Origin of the sequence: Methanobacterium bryantii (assembly GCF_002287175.1) — an archaeon.
Lineage (GTDB): Archaea > Methanobacteriota > Methanobacteria > Methanobacteriales > Methanobacteriaceae > Methanobacterium_D > Methanobacterium_D bryantii.
In genome coordinates this window covers 1-16,244 of record NZ_LMVM01000039.1, presented here as the reverse complement: position 1 = coordinate 16,244, position 16,244 = coordinate 1, and the positions used below count along the sequence as shown (strand labels likewise).

Here is a 16,244-nt window from a genome sequence, read left to right as displayed (position 1 = left end):
TTTATAATATAATTTATTGGCGAGATTTTACTTAGATTTTACGGAAAAGTCAATACTTTTAACATAAAATTATAATTTATTAAAAAAGAATTAGTATTATAAATTTAATTTAGCAAAATTTATGTTTAATTTTAAATTATAAACTTAATTATAGCTTAATAACTATTTTATGCTTTTAGGTTTATGGTTTTTAATCTTTCTTCTGGAAATAAGCCCTTCAAGATTAAAACTTACAAGTAAATAATATTTAGAACTAAAATTAGCAAAATATGTATTGAACAGGTTTATTCATATAGTCCGGGAGTAGGATAAGAAAAAAATCCTTGAAATGAATGTTTAAATAATTACATGGCTGATGATTATTTATTTATAGTGGGGGATAATGGGGTTTCTTTCATTTTACTTAAAAAAAGATAAACTTATAAACATTAATATTTAAGGAGATTTTATGAAAGTATATTTATATGTATTAAACACATTAGCCGACTGGGAAATCAGTTATTTGATCGCTGAACTGAATAGTGGCAGATATTTGGACAAAACAAAACCTCTAGTCGAGCTTATAAAAATAGGTAATACTACAGAACCCATAAAAACAATGGGAGGCATTACAATTGTCCCTGACAAGAGTGTTGACAATATCAGGTTTAAGGAAGATGATTTACTTATTTTACCTGGAGCAGATACATGGATGGAAGAGGAAAATAAAAAAATAATAGATATTGTTTCTGGTATTATAGATAAAAAAGTAATTATTGCAGCAATTTGCGGAGCTACAGTCGCCCTGGCAAATAAAGGAATATTAAACAATAGAAAACATACCAGTAATGACATAGAATTTTTAAAAATGTTTTGTCCTGAATACGCCGGAGAGAATTTCTATTTAAATCAACCAGCAGTTACAGACGACAATTTAATAACAGCTAGTAGTATTGCCCCATTAGAGTTTTCATATGAAATATTAAAAAGAATAAATATAATGAAAACTGAAACTCTGGAAGCATGGTATCAATTATATAAAACTAAGGAAGCAAAGTTTTTCTATGCCTTAATGGAATCCATTGAAAAATGAAATTCATCCTAGCCACTCATTTTTTATTGGAATTTAACTTAAATTTTGGCATCTAAACTGCTTTTAAATTTGAGGATTTAAAAGTAAGCATCAAAAAAAAGGATTTGAGGATAAAAAGAAAAAATATTAAAAGTTCAGCTTAAGTTTTCCCTGGCCCATTTTGCCCCAGCTTCAAGTATTTCAAGGTTAACTGGGATTAATTTAGGCTTTTTAGAGAAGGTATGTTTTATGGCGTCTTTAAACACTTCTTCCGGAAGTTCAGTATGTCCAAGAGCCATTAAAACCCCGAGTAAGACAGTATTGCCTGCTCTTTTAACGCCATGTTCTTTTGCAATCTTAAATGCAGGAACAGAAATTGATTCAATACCTCCTGGAGCTTTAAAGTACCCTATTGAGGAATCATAGATAATTAAACCACCATCTTTTACTTCATCTACGAATTCTTCCAGTGAAGGTTTATTTAGAGCTACAAGAACATCGACTTCATTAACTACAGGAGAACCTATTACTTCACCTGAGATAATTACCGCACAGTTGGATGATCCTCCCCTCTGTTCAGGTCCGTAGGCAGGGTAATATGATACATAGTGCTGTGCTTTCATCCCGGCTTCTGCAAGGGTTAAACCCATACTTAAAACACCTTGACCACCAAATCCTGCAATTTTAATTCGTTTTTCTCCAAAATCAGGGTTATTTATGGCAGCTCCTGTGCTTTCGCTTCCAATATTAAAGATTTTGTCGAGTGATCCTTTTGAAAAGTCACTTTTACCCCTGCAAAGAGGTTCTACTTCTTTTGTTTTATCCCTAAATCTTTTAAGCGGGAACTCTTTTTCCATCTCTTCATTTATGAATTTTTCCGCGCCGAGAGCATCTTGCCTGAGGTTTGTTGGACATGGTGAGAGGAATTCAACAAATGCGTATCCTTTGTTCTCTTTCTGTATTCTAAGCGCTTTCTTCACGGCGATTTTTGCCTTTCTTATGTGCTTAACATCTGAAAGTGAAACCCTTTCAATAAATACTGGTGCCTGGAGGTTATCCAGTAATTCGCACATATGGAGAGGGTAACCTGCAAATCTTGGATCTCTTCCAGTAGGGCAGGTTACAGTAACTTCTCCAATAAGCGTGGTAGGTGCCATCTGCCCTCCCGTCATTCCATAAACTGTGTTGTTAACGAAAAAGACTGCAATTTTTTCCCCACGGTTTGCAGCTTGAATTGTTTCGTTAAGCCCAATTGAAGCTAAATCTCCATCTCCTTGATACAGCATTGCAATTGCATTATCTTCTGCCCTTGTAATTCCTGTTGCAACAGCAGGAGCTCTTCCGTGAGCTACCTGGACATTTCCGCAGTCAAAATAATAATAAGCAAATACAGCACAGCCAACTGGACTTATAAGTACAGCTCTATCTTCTATTTCCAGCTCATCTATGGCTTCTCCAATGAGCTTGTGTAAAATTCCATGGCCGCAGCCTGGACAGTAATGTGTTGCTGTGGGTGCACTGCCCCCTTTTCTCTCAAATGTGTCGAGGATGGACTCCGGCTTTTTAATGATTTTTTCTTCCATTTTATTCCCCTCCAAAAATATTTTCAATATTTTTGTCGTTCAGGAAATTCTTGGAATTTCCTTCAATCCCTGCAACTTCTCTTATTTTATTTAAAACATCACGAGGTTCTATTATATTCCCACCCATCCTGTTTACAAGTTCCACATCTTTGCATTCGATTGCCATTTTAATATCTTCACGCATCTGCCCGTTGCTCATTTCGACAGATATGAACTTAGGATTCTTGGAATCGGCGATTTTTTTAAGTTCTTTTTCAGGGAATGGGAACAGAGTCTTTGGCCTGAAGAGCCCTGCTTTTATACCTTCCTTCCTTGCAGCTTCCACGGCAGATCTTGATATTCTGCTGCTTATTCCATAGGATATGAGGACTATTTCAGCATCGTCCATCATGTATTCCTCGTATTTAACCTCTGTTTCCTTTATTTTTTGGTATTTTTCCTGAATTTTGTAGTTAAATTCTTCTAACTGGTCAAAATCAAGGAATATTGAGGTAACCAGATTACTTTTTGTTTCAGCATTTCCACATACTGCCCATGATGTGTCAATTTTGGGTTCAACTGATTCTTCTGGGAATTGAAGCGGTTCTACCATCTGGCCGAGAACTGCATCGGCGATAATAATAACTGGATTTCTCCATTTTTCTGCAATTTCAAAGGCTTTAATGGTAAAATCGCACATTTCCTGGACAGAATTTGGTGCTAATACTATGTTTTTGTAGTTACCGTGGCCTCCACCTTTTACAAGCTGATTGTAATCTCCCTGTTCCGGTCCGATATTTCCAAGTCCAGGACCTGCTCTCATAACATCTACAATAACACATGGCAGTTCTGCACCTGCTAAAAATGATATTCCTTCCTGTTTTAAGCTCATACCTGGGCCTGAAGAGGCTCCTAGAACTCTATGGCCTGCTGCAGCCCCACCATAAACCATGTTTATGGCGGCTTCTTCTGATTCTGCCTGTACAAACTTTCTTCCTACCATTGGGAAATATTTAGAAGCTTCATGAAGAATTTCACTTGCAGGCGTGATTGGGTACCCAAAATAACAGTCACAGCCTGCATACATGGCTCCTATTATAATTGCAGTGTTTCCTTTTATAAGTTGAGTTGCCATGTTTAATCCTCCTTCTTTTCAGTTTTCTTTGGAATATGAATTTCAATAGCTAATGGCTCGGGGCATGTATAATAACAATCTCCACATCCTGTACATCCTTCGCCTTCATAAACTGCGTATCTGTATCCTCTTTTATTTACCTCATCACTCATCTTTAGAGCACTTGTTCTGCATGCTAAAATACATCTCTCGCATGCTTTGCATTCTAAAGTGTTGATTACAGGGTAAGGTTCTTTTCTTGATTTAGACATGATATATCCTTCTAAATTAATTAGATTATTTAAATAAACACTCTCAAACTCTTTTTGAGAGATTTAAAATTTAAAATTAAAAAAAAATAATTAGCAATATTATATACTCTAATTATTCATGATCTTTGTTTCGTATTTCAACCCTTCTTATCTTCCCGCTTATTGTTTTGGGGAGTTCATCCACAAATTCAATAACACGAGGATATTTATAAGGTGCTGTTACCTTTTTAACATGATTTTGAATCTCTTTTTTTAATTCTTCTGAAGGTTCATAATCTTTTGTAAGAACGATCGTTGCTTTTACTACCTGTCCTCTTACTGGGTCAGGGAATCCAGTTATGGCACATTCTAACACTGAAGGGTGTGATATAACTGCACTTTCCACTTCAAATGGGCCAATTCGGTAACCTGAACTTTTAATTATATCATCTGTTCTTCCAACAAACCACAAATAGCCGTCTTCATCCATCCATGCAGTATCGCCTGTGTGGTAACATCCATCATACCAAGTTTCCTTTGTTTTTTGCAGGTTGCGGTAGTAGCCTCCAAACAGTCCTATTGGCTTTTTACCACCCGTTCGAATGACAATTTCTCCCTCTTCACCAATATCTGCGGGTTTATTTTCTTTATCCACAATCATTATATCATAAATTGGCGATGGTTTTCCCATTGAACCTGGTTTTGGTTTAATCCAGGGGAAGTTAGCGATAGACACAACGGTTTCTGTTTGACCAAAACCTTCTTTTAAGGTTAAACCTGTAAATTCATAGAATTTATTGTAAACTTCAGGATTTAAAGGTTCTCCTGCTGTTACTGCATATTCAAGGGTTGAAAAATCATATTTTGACATATCTTCCTTTATCATGAACCTGTAAATGGTTGGTGGAGCACAGTAGGTTGTAACGCCATATTTTGATGCTTTTTCCAGCATATGTGCAGCATCGAACCGTTCATAATCATATACAAATACAGCACTGCCTGATATCCACTGCCCATATAACTGGCCCCAAACTGCCTTTCCCCAGCCAGTATCAGCAACTGTGTAATGAAGTCCATCTTCCACTACATTTTGCCAGTATTTTGCAGTGACTATATGGGCTAAAGGGTAAGTAAAATCATGTTTTACCATTTTGGGGAGGCCTACAGTTCCTGATGAGAAATAAATTAGAGATATATCCTCATTTGTTGTATTCTCATCACCTGTAGGGCGGTTAAATTCAAGAGGGCTTTTTTCAAGTTCTTTCCTGAAGTTTAACCATCCTTCTCTATCTTCATCTCCGACTATAACTTTTATAACCTTGGTATCCTCTAATTCAGTATCTGCTTCATCGAAATATTCTGGAACGCCGTCTTCAGCAATACAGACTACCATCTTAAGTCCCGCACTTTCTATTCTGTATACTATATCTTCAGCTCTTAGCATGTGGGTTGCAGGAATTACTACTGCACCTATTTTGTGAAGGCCAATGATACAGAACCAGAATTCATAGCGCGCTTTAAGTGTAAGCATTACAGTATCGCCTTTTTTAATTCCACATTTTTTAAAGAAGTTAGCGGCTTTATCACTGTAATATTTCATATCTGCAAAGGTGAAAACCTGTTCATCACCTTCATCATTGCACCATACCATTGCAATTTTATCTGGAATGTTTTCTGCATATTCATCGACAACATCATAAGCGAAATTAAAATTATCTGGAACATCTATCTTAAAATTCTCTTTAAAATCTTCGTAAGATTCAAATTCTCTCTTTGGAACAAATTTGTTTAATAAGGAAGACATAATTTTACCTCTTTTCACTGGTTTTACATCACTATAGCAAGGAATTTAGCTGATTTATCGTTTAAAGCTTCCATAGCGTGTTCATATGATGAATCAAAGAATATTGAATCTCCTTCCTCAAGAATAAGTTCATTATTATGGATATAAAACTTAAGAGTTCCCTCAAGAACGTAATCCAGTTCCTGCCCTGGATGTGAATTTTTGGAAGGTTCTTTATCCTTTGGATTAACAGTAACTATAAATGGTTCGGCTTTTTTATGGATAAATTTTTCAGCAAGGTTCTCATATTTGTACTGTTCACGTCTTTCTACTGCGGCTCCTTTACCTTTCCTTGTAACAGTGAAAATGTGCATTCTGGTTTCTTCACCAGTAAGCAGCAGACCCATATCAACACTTAATTTATGTGCTATTTCATACAGAATACTTGCAGGAATATCTAAAGCCCCACTTTCGTATTCCATGTATTTTTCAACATCAATTTTCAGGTATTCCGCCATTTCTTCGGCACTTATTTCTGATAAATCCCTAAGTTCAAATATGCGTGATCCTATTTCTTTTGTTTTTTCGTTCATGCTGACACCATCTCTTCGAAATCTGAATATTTTAAGTGTGTAATATTTTCAAAGTAACTTAAAATTGAGAATGATAAAAATTTAAGTGTAACTCTTATATTATATAATGATTATTAATGACAATTTATGTTTACTGATATTTATAAATGATCGTCTCACAGATGATTTACTTTTTTTATTTAACTTGTAAATTATGCTAAGTCCAAAGTTCAACAAGCTAAATCATTTGTTAAAAAATACGTTCCAAAAGCAGTGAATTATTCAAAAATAATAAAAAAGAAAAAAATGCATATGCTTTGCCTAGAAAGGAAGTGTAGCATATGTGCCTTTGTATGTAGCTGTCGAAGCATTCCAGTTTTTAATAACACCGAAAGTGTTACTGTAGCTGGTTGCATCTACATTGTACCATTTGCCGTTAACCCAAACTTGTGCAATAACGTGCCCATACCAGTTACCACTTGAGAACTTAGCATAAACATGCTCGTATCTTGCGGGTATCCCTGCAGCCCTTTCAAGAGCGATTAAAAGGTGGGCTGTATCAACGCAATTTCCAGTCATTGCATTTAAAGTGCCGACAGCACCATATTTGGTGTTGTAATAGAACGAATAACCTAATTTGTCCCTTACCCAGTTGAATATTGCCACTGCTTTGTCATATGCAGAAATTTTACCGCTTGTCAATGATTTTGCCAGTGTTTGAATTTGTGAATTGGTTACCTGGCAGTTTGTTGTTGCTTGAAGGTACTGCTGTAATTCAGATGGTATTGCTGTATTTGTAACTGATGAATCTACTAAAACATAATTTGGTAAGTTACCATTTGTTTTGTAATAGTTGAGTATCTTGGAGTATATGTAAACCAATGACTCATACTGAATATTTCCTAGTGAACTTGTCATGTAATTAGGTGCACAGTTATTTGAATTTATATAATTCCGGATATTCTGTGCAATGCTTAAATATTCGGTTAAAACTATATTTCCATACATATAACTTCCAGTTGGGCTTTCAGGAGCATTTATACTTCCAGGTATCATGAATGTATTTGTTTTGTTGTTGATCTGCAGTAAACTTGTAACTAAAAGTTGTAAGAACTGGGGCATTTTAACCTGGCTTGTACCAATTGTTACATAATTTGGCAGCCTGTTGTTGGATTCAACGTATGATTTGACGCTTGCTGCTGCAGCATTGATCTGTGTTATAGTAAATATTGTTCCATTGGTGGTGAATTGGGTAGTATATGCTTTTAATGCGTTTCCTGCTAGGTCAGTTACACTACTTGCGTTCAATACTATATAATACAGTGTTCCATTGGTTAAATTACTTTTTGGAGTTATTGTTAGAACATTGCCACTAATTGAGGTAGTTATGGGTATATATTTCCCTGTCCGGTCTTTAACCCCTACTCCAAGTGTCCCTGCTTTTATTGATTCACTGAATGTAACATTAATCACTTTGCCAAGGGGCACGTTTACACTGTTATTTGATGGGTCTATGCTTTTAACGGTTGGTGCTGTAGAATCAGTAGTAAATTTGGTTGTATATGATCTTATTGCATTTCCTGCCAGGTCGGTTATACTTCCTGCGTTCAATACCACTGCATATTGTGTTGCTTTAGTTAGGGTGCTAGTTGGTTTTATTGTTAGGGTGTTCCCGCTGATCGTTTTGGTTATTGACACGTAGGTTCCTGTTTTTAGATTTTTGAGTTTTATGGATAGTGTTCCGGTTTTTACTGGCTCGTTGAATGTAACTTTAATTACTTTGTTAATTGCTATGTTTGCAGAGTTGTTTGATGGGTCTATGCTTTTAATAGTTGGTGCTGTTTTGTCGGTTGTGAATTTAGTGGTATATGACTTCAATGAATTTCCTGCCAGGTCGGTTATACTTCCTGCATTCAATACCACTGCATATTGTGTAGCTTTAATTAGATTACTGGTTGGAGTTATTGTTAGGGTGTTTCCACTGATTTTTTTAGCTATTGAAATATATGATCCTGTTTTTAGATTTTTAACCCTTATTGATAGTGTCCCTGCTTTTACTGGTTCGCTGAAGGTGACCTTAATTACTTTGTTAATTGCTATGTTTGCAGAGTTGTTTGATGGGTCTATGCTTTTAATAGTTGGTGCTGTTTTGTCGGTTGTGAATTTAGTGGTATATGACTTCAATGAATTTCCTGCCAGGTCGGTTATACTTCCTGCATTCAGTATTACATAGTATAATGTCGCTTTGGTTAAACTGATGGCTGGTGTTATTGTTAGGATATTACTGCTGATTTTTTTAGTTACTGTCACATATTTTCCTGTTTTTAAGTTTTTAAGGTATATTGATAGTGTTCCTGCTTTTACTGGTTCGCTGAATGTAATTTTGATTGTTTTGTTGATTGGTATGTTTGCAGAGTTGTTTGATGGGTCTATACTTTTGACAGTCGGCGCTGTTGCATCAGTTGTGAATTTAGTTGTGTATGCTTTTAGCGCGTTTCCTGCCAGGTCAGTTATACTACCTGCATTTAAGATTATGTTGTATGTCGTTCCTTTAGTTAAATTGCTGTTTAGGGTTATTGTTAAAACATTACCGCTGATTGAAGTAGTTATGGGTACGTACTTTCCAGTAGATGAATTTTTAACATATATTGATAGTGTTCCTCTTTTTATTGATTCGCTGAAAGTTACCTTAATTACTTTGTTGATTGGCACGTTTACTGAGTTGTTTGCTGGATCGATGCTTTTGACTGTAGGTATGGTACTGTCCATGCCAAAACTACTGTTAATCAGCCCATATCTGAATAATGCGTATCCTGATGATCCATTGTTTATTGCTGCATCTATGTCATTTTGTAATTCACTTGCAGGTATTGCTGTTACATTCTTGTCTGAACGGTAAGTCTGTAAACCCGCTATAACTGGAGTTCCATTAGCCTGGCTAACTATATATGCCACTGTTGAGGCTATCCATGATGTACCATTTTTTCCGCTGCTGCTGGTACCTGTTGAACTGTTGTATCCGTAGTTACCTTTGTAGATCATTGGAACTAGAAAATCGAGATACTGTGCAAGTTGAGTGTAATTTTGGCCATAATAATATGCATTAGCCGAGCCTTCAGGCATCAGGTCTGCTGAAACTGCGACTGATGAATTGATGGATTTAACTGTATTGTAAACTCGTTGCACGAATGCAGTTATTGCTGCTGTTCCACTTTCACCAGCTGTATTGCTCCCTGATCCAGAATATCTTATATAATCCAGGTTAATTCCGCTTACGTTGTAATTTTTTACAATACTTGTGATGCTGTTAATTAAAAAATCTTGTTGAGTTTTATTTGCAGGATCAATCCAGTCACCGTTTGCATCCTTGAAACACGTGATCCATGCGTGAACTCTTATATTGGTACCTTTTAATTTTTGTAAAATAGAGGTTAAGACACTTGAATATGATGGAGTAGAGATTAAGTTAGATTTAACGAATACATCTGTAATTCCTAAGTTTTGCAGTGCCGTAACGTTTAAACTGCTCACATAGTCACTTGGTATCCATACTGCTTTCACCTTAGAGTATGAGGTTCCACCAGCAGCTTCCATAGATTTTTGAATTGTTGTATTGCTGGAATTTGTTGTATTGGCAGTATCCATAGATTTTTGAATTGTTGTGTTGCTTGAGTTTATCACATTTGAAGTTATATTCTGTTCACTGGTATTAGTTGTATTTCCAGTTTCTGTAGCGGCAGATATGCAGTTTATGCTGAGCATTGCTAAACTTAAAATAAGTAAAATTGTTAATAATGATTTTTTCGTAATTTTACCGCCTCCATATCCAAAAAATACGTCTAAACTAGTTCATAATTTAAGAACTTGTTTTATTAAAGTTTAGAAACCTTTTAGATTTTATGGACACTGTAATTTTCGTTTTCACAGATTATATAAACCTTTTGGTTTGAAACTGTGAGAATAAACTTTTAAAACCGTATTTTTTAATTTTGAACATAATTAAAATGTATATAAATAGTAAATAACTGCTAATATTTACAAATGAAATTTTAAAAAAGTTAAGTGATGATTAAAAATGTTTTAAAAACATAAAAAGTTTAAATATTAATTGAATTTTTATTTTAAGTTTATAGGGGTTTCATTATTAGATACAGAATTAAATTTAAGATCTTTCCAAATAGATTTTCAATAGACATAAAAAAAGAAAAAAAGAAATAAAAATTGTACTTTGCCTAAAATAGCAGTGTGGCGTATGTACCTTTTATTGTCGCAGTTGTGATGTCCCAATTTTTGATAACGCCGAATGTATTGATGTTGTTGCTGGCATCTGCGCTATACCATTTACCATTTACATATACTTGGGCGAGGACGTGCCCGTACCATGTACCGCTTGAAAACTTAGCATTGACATGCTCATATCTTGCAGGTATTCCTGCGGCCCTTTCGAGAGCTATCAGTAAGTGAGTAAGATCGCAACAGTTTCCTGATTTTTTGCTTAATGTTGTTACAGCTCCCTGCTGACTGTTACTATAGAAAACATAATCTGTATTGTCCCTTACCCAGTTGAATATTGCCACTGCTTTTTCGTATGTGGAAGTTTTGCCGCTTGTTATTGATTTTGCCAGTGCCTGAATTTGTGAATTGGTCACCTGACAGTTTGTAGTTGCTTGAAGGTACTGCTGTAGCTCTGAAGGTACTGATGTGTTGGTAACTGATGAATCTACTAAAACATAAGCGGGTAATGCACCATTAGTTTTGTAGTAATTAAGTATCTTTGAATAACTGTAAATCAATGACTCATACTGAATGTTCCCTAGTGAGCTTGACGCGTAGTTTGGAGCTATTCCATTTGAATTTATGTACGATTTAATTGATTGAGCAATGCTTAGATATTCTGTTTTGTATACGTTTCCATACATGTAGCTTCCAGTTGGGCTTGTAGGAGCTTTTATGTTCCCAGGTACCATCGCGGTATTTGTTCCACTATTGATTTGTAGCAAACCTGTAACTAACAGTTGTAGGAACTGCGGCATTGTAATTTGACTTGAACCAATTGTTACATAATTAGGTAACTTGTTGTTGGTTTCAATGTATGACTTTACACTCGCTGCTGCAGTATTGACCTGTGCTGTGGTAAATGTTGTACCATCAGTTGTGAATGTGCTTCCGCAGAGTTTTATTTGGTTGCCTGAGAGGTCTTTTAGGCTTCCTGTGTGGATGGCTGTGCTGTATGTTGTTCCTGCGGTTAATTTGTTTTTGGGTGTTATTGTTAGTGTGTTTCCGCTAATGGTGGTTGTTATTGGTATTAGGTTTCCTTTACTATCATAAAGGTCAATCCAACCGCTACTCATTACTATCTGTTCATTGAAGGTTACTGTAATTGTTTTGTTGGTTGCTATGTTGGTGGCTTTGTTTGTGGGATTTGTGCTTGTTATGGTTGGTGCTGTGGTGTCTGCTGGTGCTGTTGTGAATGTGCTTCCGCAGAGTTTTATTTGGTTGCCTGAGAGGTCTTTTAGGCTTCCTGTGTGGATGGCTGTGCTGTATGTTGTTCCTGCGGTTAATTTGTTTTTGGGTGTTATTGTTAGTGTGTTTCCGCTAATGGTGGTTGTTATTGGTATTAGGTTTCCTTTACTATCATAAAGGTCAATCCAACCGCTACTCATTACTATCTGTTCATTGAAGGTTACTGTAATTGTTTTGTTGGTTGCTATGTTGGTGGCTTTGTTTGTGGGATTTGTGCTTGTTATGGTTGGTGCTGTGGTGTCAACACTAAAAGAACTGTTAATTAATCCATATCTAAATAGTGCATATCCTGATGATCCATTGTTTATTGCTGCATCTATGTCATTTTGTAATTCACTTGCAGGTATTGCTGTTACATTCTTGTCTGAACGGTAAGTCTGTAAACCCGCTATAACTGGAGTTCCATTAGCCTGGCTAACTATATATGCCACTGTTGAAGCTATCCATGATGTACCATTTTTTCCATTACTGTTTGTACCTGTTGAACTGTCATATCCATAATTTCCTTTGTAAATCATTGGAACTAGAAAATCGAGGTATTGTGCAAGTTGAGCGTAATCTTGACCATAGTAGTATGCGTTAACTGATCCTTCTGGCATTAAATCTGCTGAAACTGCGACTGATGAATTGATGGATTTCACTGTATCATGAACAAGTTGTACGAATGATGTTATGGTCCATGTTGCATTAGTATACTTATAAGCTGTTCCAGGATATCTAACATAATCTAGATTAATTCCGTCTATACCATAATTTTTTACGATATCTGCGATGCTGTTAATTAAAAAAACTCTTTGAGTTTCATTTGCTGGATTAACCCAGTTACCATTGGCATCCATAAAACATGTAATCCATGCATGGACTCTTATATTGGTTCCCTTTAATTTCTGTAGAACCTCGGTTAAGACACTTTGATAGGTCGGGGATGAAATTAAATTGGTTTTAACAAATACATCAGTAATTCCTAAATTTTGAAGTGTTTTAACATTTAACGTACTTACATCTTCAGCTTTTAACCAAACTGCCTTCATTTTTGAGTATGAACTTCCACCAGCGGCTTCTGTAGACTTTTGAACATTTGTCGTGTTGCTGGAATTTGTTATATTTGAATTATTGGTAATCTTAGTAGAGTTTTGAACATTTGTCGTGTTGCTGGAATTTGTTATGTTGGTAATATTTTGTCCGTTGATATTGGTTATATTCTCGGTTTGATTCTCTGCAGCGGCAGCTATGCTATTTATACTGAGCAATGCTAAACTCAAAACAATTAGCATTGTTAATAATATTCGCTTCGTAATTTTACCGCCTCCATATCCAAAAAATACACCTATGGGGCCTCATAATATAAGAACATATTTTCTTAAAATTTAGAAACCTTTTAAAGTTTTTGGACAGTATAATGTTCAATTTCACAGATTATATAAATCTTTTGATTTGAAAATGTGAAATGAGCATTATTAAATCGTATTTTTTCATTTAAAACTAGCTTATACCGTATTAAATAATTGTGTGTGGATTTATATGTTTGTGTTTTTATTTTAACTAAATAATCTATAATTAAAGCTATTTTTGGAAAATAAGCAACTAAATATATGTTAATGTTTTATTATAGTGTCTTTAAATATAAGTTAATACAATTTTTGTACTTAAATTATAAAAAAATAAAGGGATACATACACTTATGATAATAAATGGCATATGTATCGTATATTTTCACTTTTGTAGTACTTAAATCCGTTACAATTCCAATACGTTTTCAGAACTGGCAGTATATGCATTGTACAATTTAAATCTAATTATAACTTTAAATATCTATAAGTCATCGTCTATTAATCCGTATCGGAATAATGCATATCCTGATGCACCATTGCTTATCGCCGCATTTATGTCGTTTTGTAATTCACTTGCAGATATTGCTGTCACGTCATTATCTGAACGATATGTTTGAAGACCAGCTATAACTGGCTTTCCATTAGCCTGGCTAACTATATATGATACTTTTGAAGCTATCCAATTTGTACCACTTGACCCTTTACTGTTAGTCCCTGTTGAACTGTCGTATCCATAATTTCCTTTGTAGATCATCGGTACTAAGAAATCGAGGTAATTTGAGAGTTGAGTGTAATTTTGACCATAATAATAAGCATTTACTGAGCCTTCGGGCATTAGTGCTGCTGAAACTGCGACTGATGAATCGATTGCTTTCACTGTGTTATAGACTTTTTGAACAAATGAGGTTATTGTGGCTGTTGCACCCGTATATTTGTAAGCAGTACCCGGATATCTTACATAATCTAGATGTATTCCATCTACATTTTTCCCGTTTACACTGTATTTTGTAACACTTGAAATGAAACTGATTAAACTGTTAACGTATGTCGTATTTTTTTGAGGGTTGATCCAGGATCCATTATAATAAAAGCATGTGATCCATGCATGTATATTTATTCCTGTTCCTGAGACTTTGCTGAAAATAGATGTAAGCACGCTTTTATAATTGGTTTGGCTGACTTTTACGAATACATCGGTGATGCCCATTTTTGTTAATTTGGTCACATTTAAAGTATTATAAGTCACATATGACGATGGTAACCAAACTGCCTGCATATTTTCCGATTTAGTCTTGAAGGTTTTGCTTCCGGCATACACGTATTTATTCCCTGATAAATCTGTTACAGTTCCAGAGTGTATGAGTAATGTGTACTTAGTTCCGGGGGTTAGGTTGCTTTTGGGTGTTATTGTTAATGTGTTGCCGCTGATGCTTGTTGTAACTGCTACTGATTTTCCACTGCTAGTTTTTAATTCTATCCATCCTGTTCCTTTTTTGATGGATTCGCTGAATGTTACTTTGATTGCTTTGTTGACTGCTACGTTTGTTGCTTTATTTGTAGGGCTGGTACTTTTTATGGTGGGTGCTGTGCCGTCTGTTTTGAAGGTTTTGCTTCCTGAGTATACGTATTTGTTTCCTGATAAGTCTGTGATGCTTTTTGAATGTACGTATAATACGTATGTTGTTCCTTTAGTTAGGCTGCTTTTGGGTGTTATTGTTAATGTGTTGCCGCTGATGCTTGTTGTAACTGCTACTGATTTTCCACTGCTAGTTTTTAATTCTATCCATCCTGTTCCTTTTTTGATGGATTCGCTGAATGTTACTTTGATTGCTTTGTTGACTGCTACGTTTGTTGCTTTATTTGTGGGGTCTGTGCTTTTAACGGTTGGTGCAGTTAAATCCGCAGTTGTTTTATAACTTGTTGAGTTTACTGTTGCGTTGGTGGCAGATATATTATTTATACTAATCAGCACTATACAAGAAACTATTATAATTGCTAAAAGTAATTTTTTCTTAATTTTACCGCCTCCGAACCCAAAAACTATGCATAAAAAATTTAATAATTTGGATATAATGATTCTTAAATTTAAGAAACTTTTTTAAGTTTTTGGGCACTATAATATTAAATTTTATAGATTATATAAACATTTTGGTTTAAAAATCATTAATAAACGCTATTAAATACTTATTTAACTCTAAAAGGTAATTTATACGGAATATGTGCGTAATATTAGGCATAATATTTGTATAATAATTTATTTAATGACTTAATTATATTTAAATAAGTTTTTAGAAAAATAAACGATTATAAATTGGTTAATAACTATTAATTTAACTTTTAAATACTTTTAAATCTTAAAATAAATTTAAATGCGAAAAAGAAATAAAAAAACATATACTTTGCCTAAAAAGGCAGTGAAGCATATGTGCCGTATACTTTTGCAGTTGCAGTGTTCCAATTTTTTATAACACCAAAAGAGTTACTGTAACTGGTTCCATCTGCGTTGTACCATTTACCGTTCACGTATACTTGGGCAATAACGTGCCCGTACCAGCTACCGCTTGAGAATTTAGCATAAACATGCTCGTATCGCGCAGGAATTCCTGCAGCTCTCTCAAGAGCAACTAACAGGTGGGCTGTATCGCAACAATTCCCTGTCATTTTAGAAAGAGTACCTGTAGCTCCATATTTGGTGTTGTAATAAAATGAATAACCTAAGTTGTTCCTTACCCAGTTATAAATTGCCACTGCTTTAGCATATGTTGTAGTTTTACCCTTTGTTATCGCTGCAGCTTTTGCTTTAATTGCTGAGTTAGTTACCTGGCAGTTTGATGTGGCCACCAGGTATTGCTGCAGTGCAGAACTTGTTGTGCTGGACGCTGATACTGTTGCAGAAACAGTTTTGAAGGTTTTGCTTCCTGAGTATACGTATTTGTTTCCTGATAAGTCTGTGATGCTTTTTGAATGTACGTATAATACGTATGTTGTTCCTTTAGTTAGGCTGCTTTTGGGTGTTATTGTTAGTACATTACCGCTTATGCTTGTTGTAACTGCTAC

10 protein-coding genes are annotated in these 16,244 nt (G+C 35.1%); 1 reads left to right on the top strand and 9 read right to left on the bottom strand.

What is annotated here, in order from left to right; genetic code table 11:
* The first annotated feature begins 448 nt into the window (after positions 1-448).
* Entirely contained in the window at positions 449-1,072 is a 624-nt protein-coding gene (locus ASJ80_RS14285) for a type 1 glutamine amidotransferase family protein (protein WP_069583991.1), read from the top strand.
* 134 nt (positions 1,073-1,206) lie between these two features.
* On the opposite strand, the gene ASJ80_RS14280 is transcribed toward ASJ80_RS14285, so the two are convergent.
* The 9 genes from ASJ80_RS14280 to ASJ80_RS14240 all read right to left on the bottom strand — a co-directional run.
* Positions 1,207-2,634, bottom strand: a complete 1,428-nt coding sequence (locus ASJ80_RS14280) for a 2-oxoacid:acceptor oxidoreductase family protein (RefSeq protein WP_069583990.1) — start codon at positions 2,632-2,634, stop codon at positions 1,207-1,209.
* A 1-nt stretch (position 2,635) separates the two neighbouring features.
* The gene (locus ASJ80_RS14275) at positions 2,636-3,748 is read right to left on the bottom strand and encodes a 3-methyl-2-oxobutanoate dehydrogenase subunit VorB (protein ID WP_069583989.1); all 1,113 of its coding nucleotides are present in this window, start codon (positions 3,746-3,748) and stop codon (positions 2,636-2,638) included.
* Positions 3,749-3,750: 2 nt separating this feature from the next.
* Positions 3,751-3,999 carry a 4Fe-4S dicluster domain-containing protein gene (locus tag ASJ80_RS14270; RefSeq protein ID WP_069583988.1) on the bottom strand — a complete coding sequence of 83 codons (249 nt, stop codon included), beginning with the start codon at positions 3,997-3,999 and terminating at the stop codon, positions 3,751-3,753.
* 112 nt (positions 4,000-4,111) lie between these two features.
* Positions 4,112-5,782 carry an AMP-binding protein gene (locus ASJ80_RS14265; protein ID WP_069583987.1) on the bottom strand — a complete coding sequence of 557 codons (1,671 nt, stop codon included), beginning with the start codon at positions 5,780-5,782 and terminating at the stop codon, positions 4,112-4,114.
* A gap of 23 nt (positions 5,783-5,805) precedes the next feature.
* Positions 5,806-6,354, bottom strand: coding sequence for a helix-turn-helix domain-containing protein (locus ASJ80_RS14260; protein ID WP_069583986.1), 549 nt, complete (start codon positions 6,352-6,354; stop codon positions 5,806-5,808).
* Between the two features lie 300 nt (positions 6,355-6,654).
* Positions 6,655-10,095, bottom strand: coding sequence for an Ig-like domain-containing protein (locus ASJ80_RS14255; RefSeq protein ID WP_095652110.1), 3,441 nt, complete (start codon positions 10,093-10,095; stop codon positions 6,655-6,657).
* Positions 10,096-10,565: 470 nt separating this feature from the next.
* Positions 10,566-13,130: an Ig-like domain-containing protein gene (locus tag ASJ80_RS14250; protein WP_095652109.1), complete on the bottom strand. Its 2,565-nt coding sequence runs from the start codon at positions 13,128-13,130 to the stop codon at positions 10,566-10,568.
* A gap of 538 nt (positions 13,131-13,668) precedes the next feature.
* Positions 13,669-15,159: an Ig-like domain-containing protein gene (locus ASJ80_RS14245; protein ID WP_095652108.1), complete on the bottom strand. Its 1,491-nt coding sequence runs from the start codon at positions 15,157-15,159 to the stop codon at positions 13,669-13,671.
* Between the two features lie 431 nt (positions 15,160-15,590).
* Positions 15,591-16,244 (bottom strand): transglutaminase domain-containing protein (locus ASJ80_RS14240; RefSeq protein ID WP_179288753.1); only part of this gene is annotated, 654 nt, incomplete at its 5' end.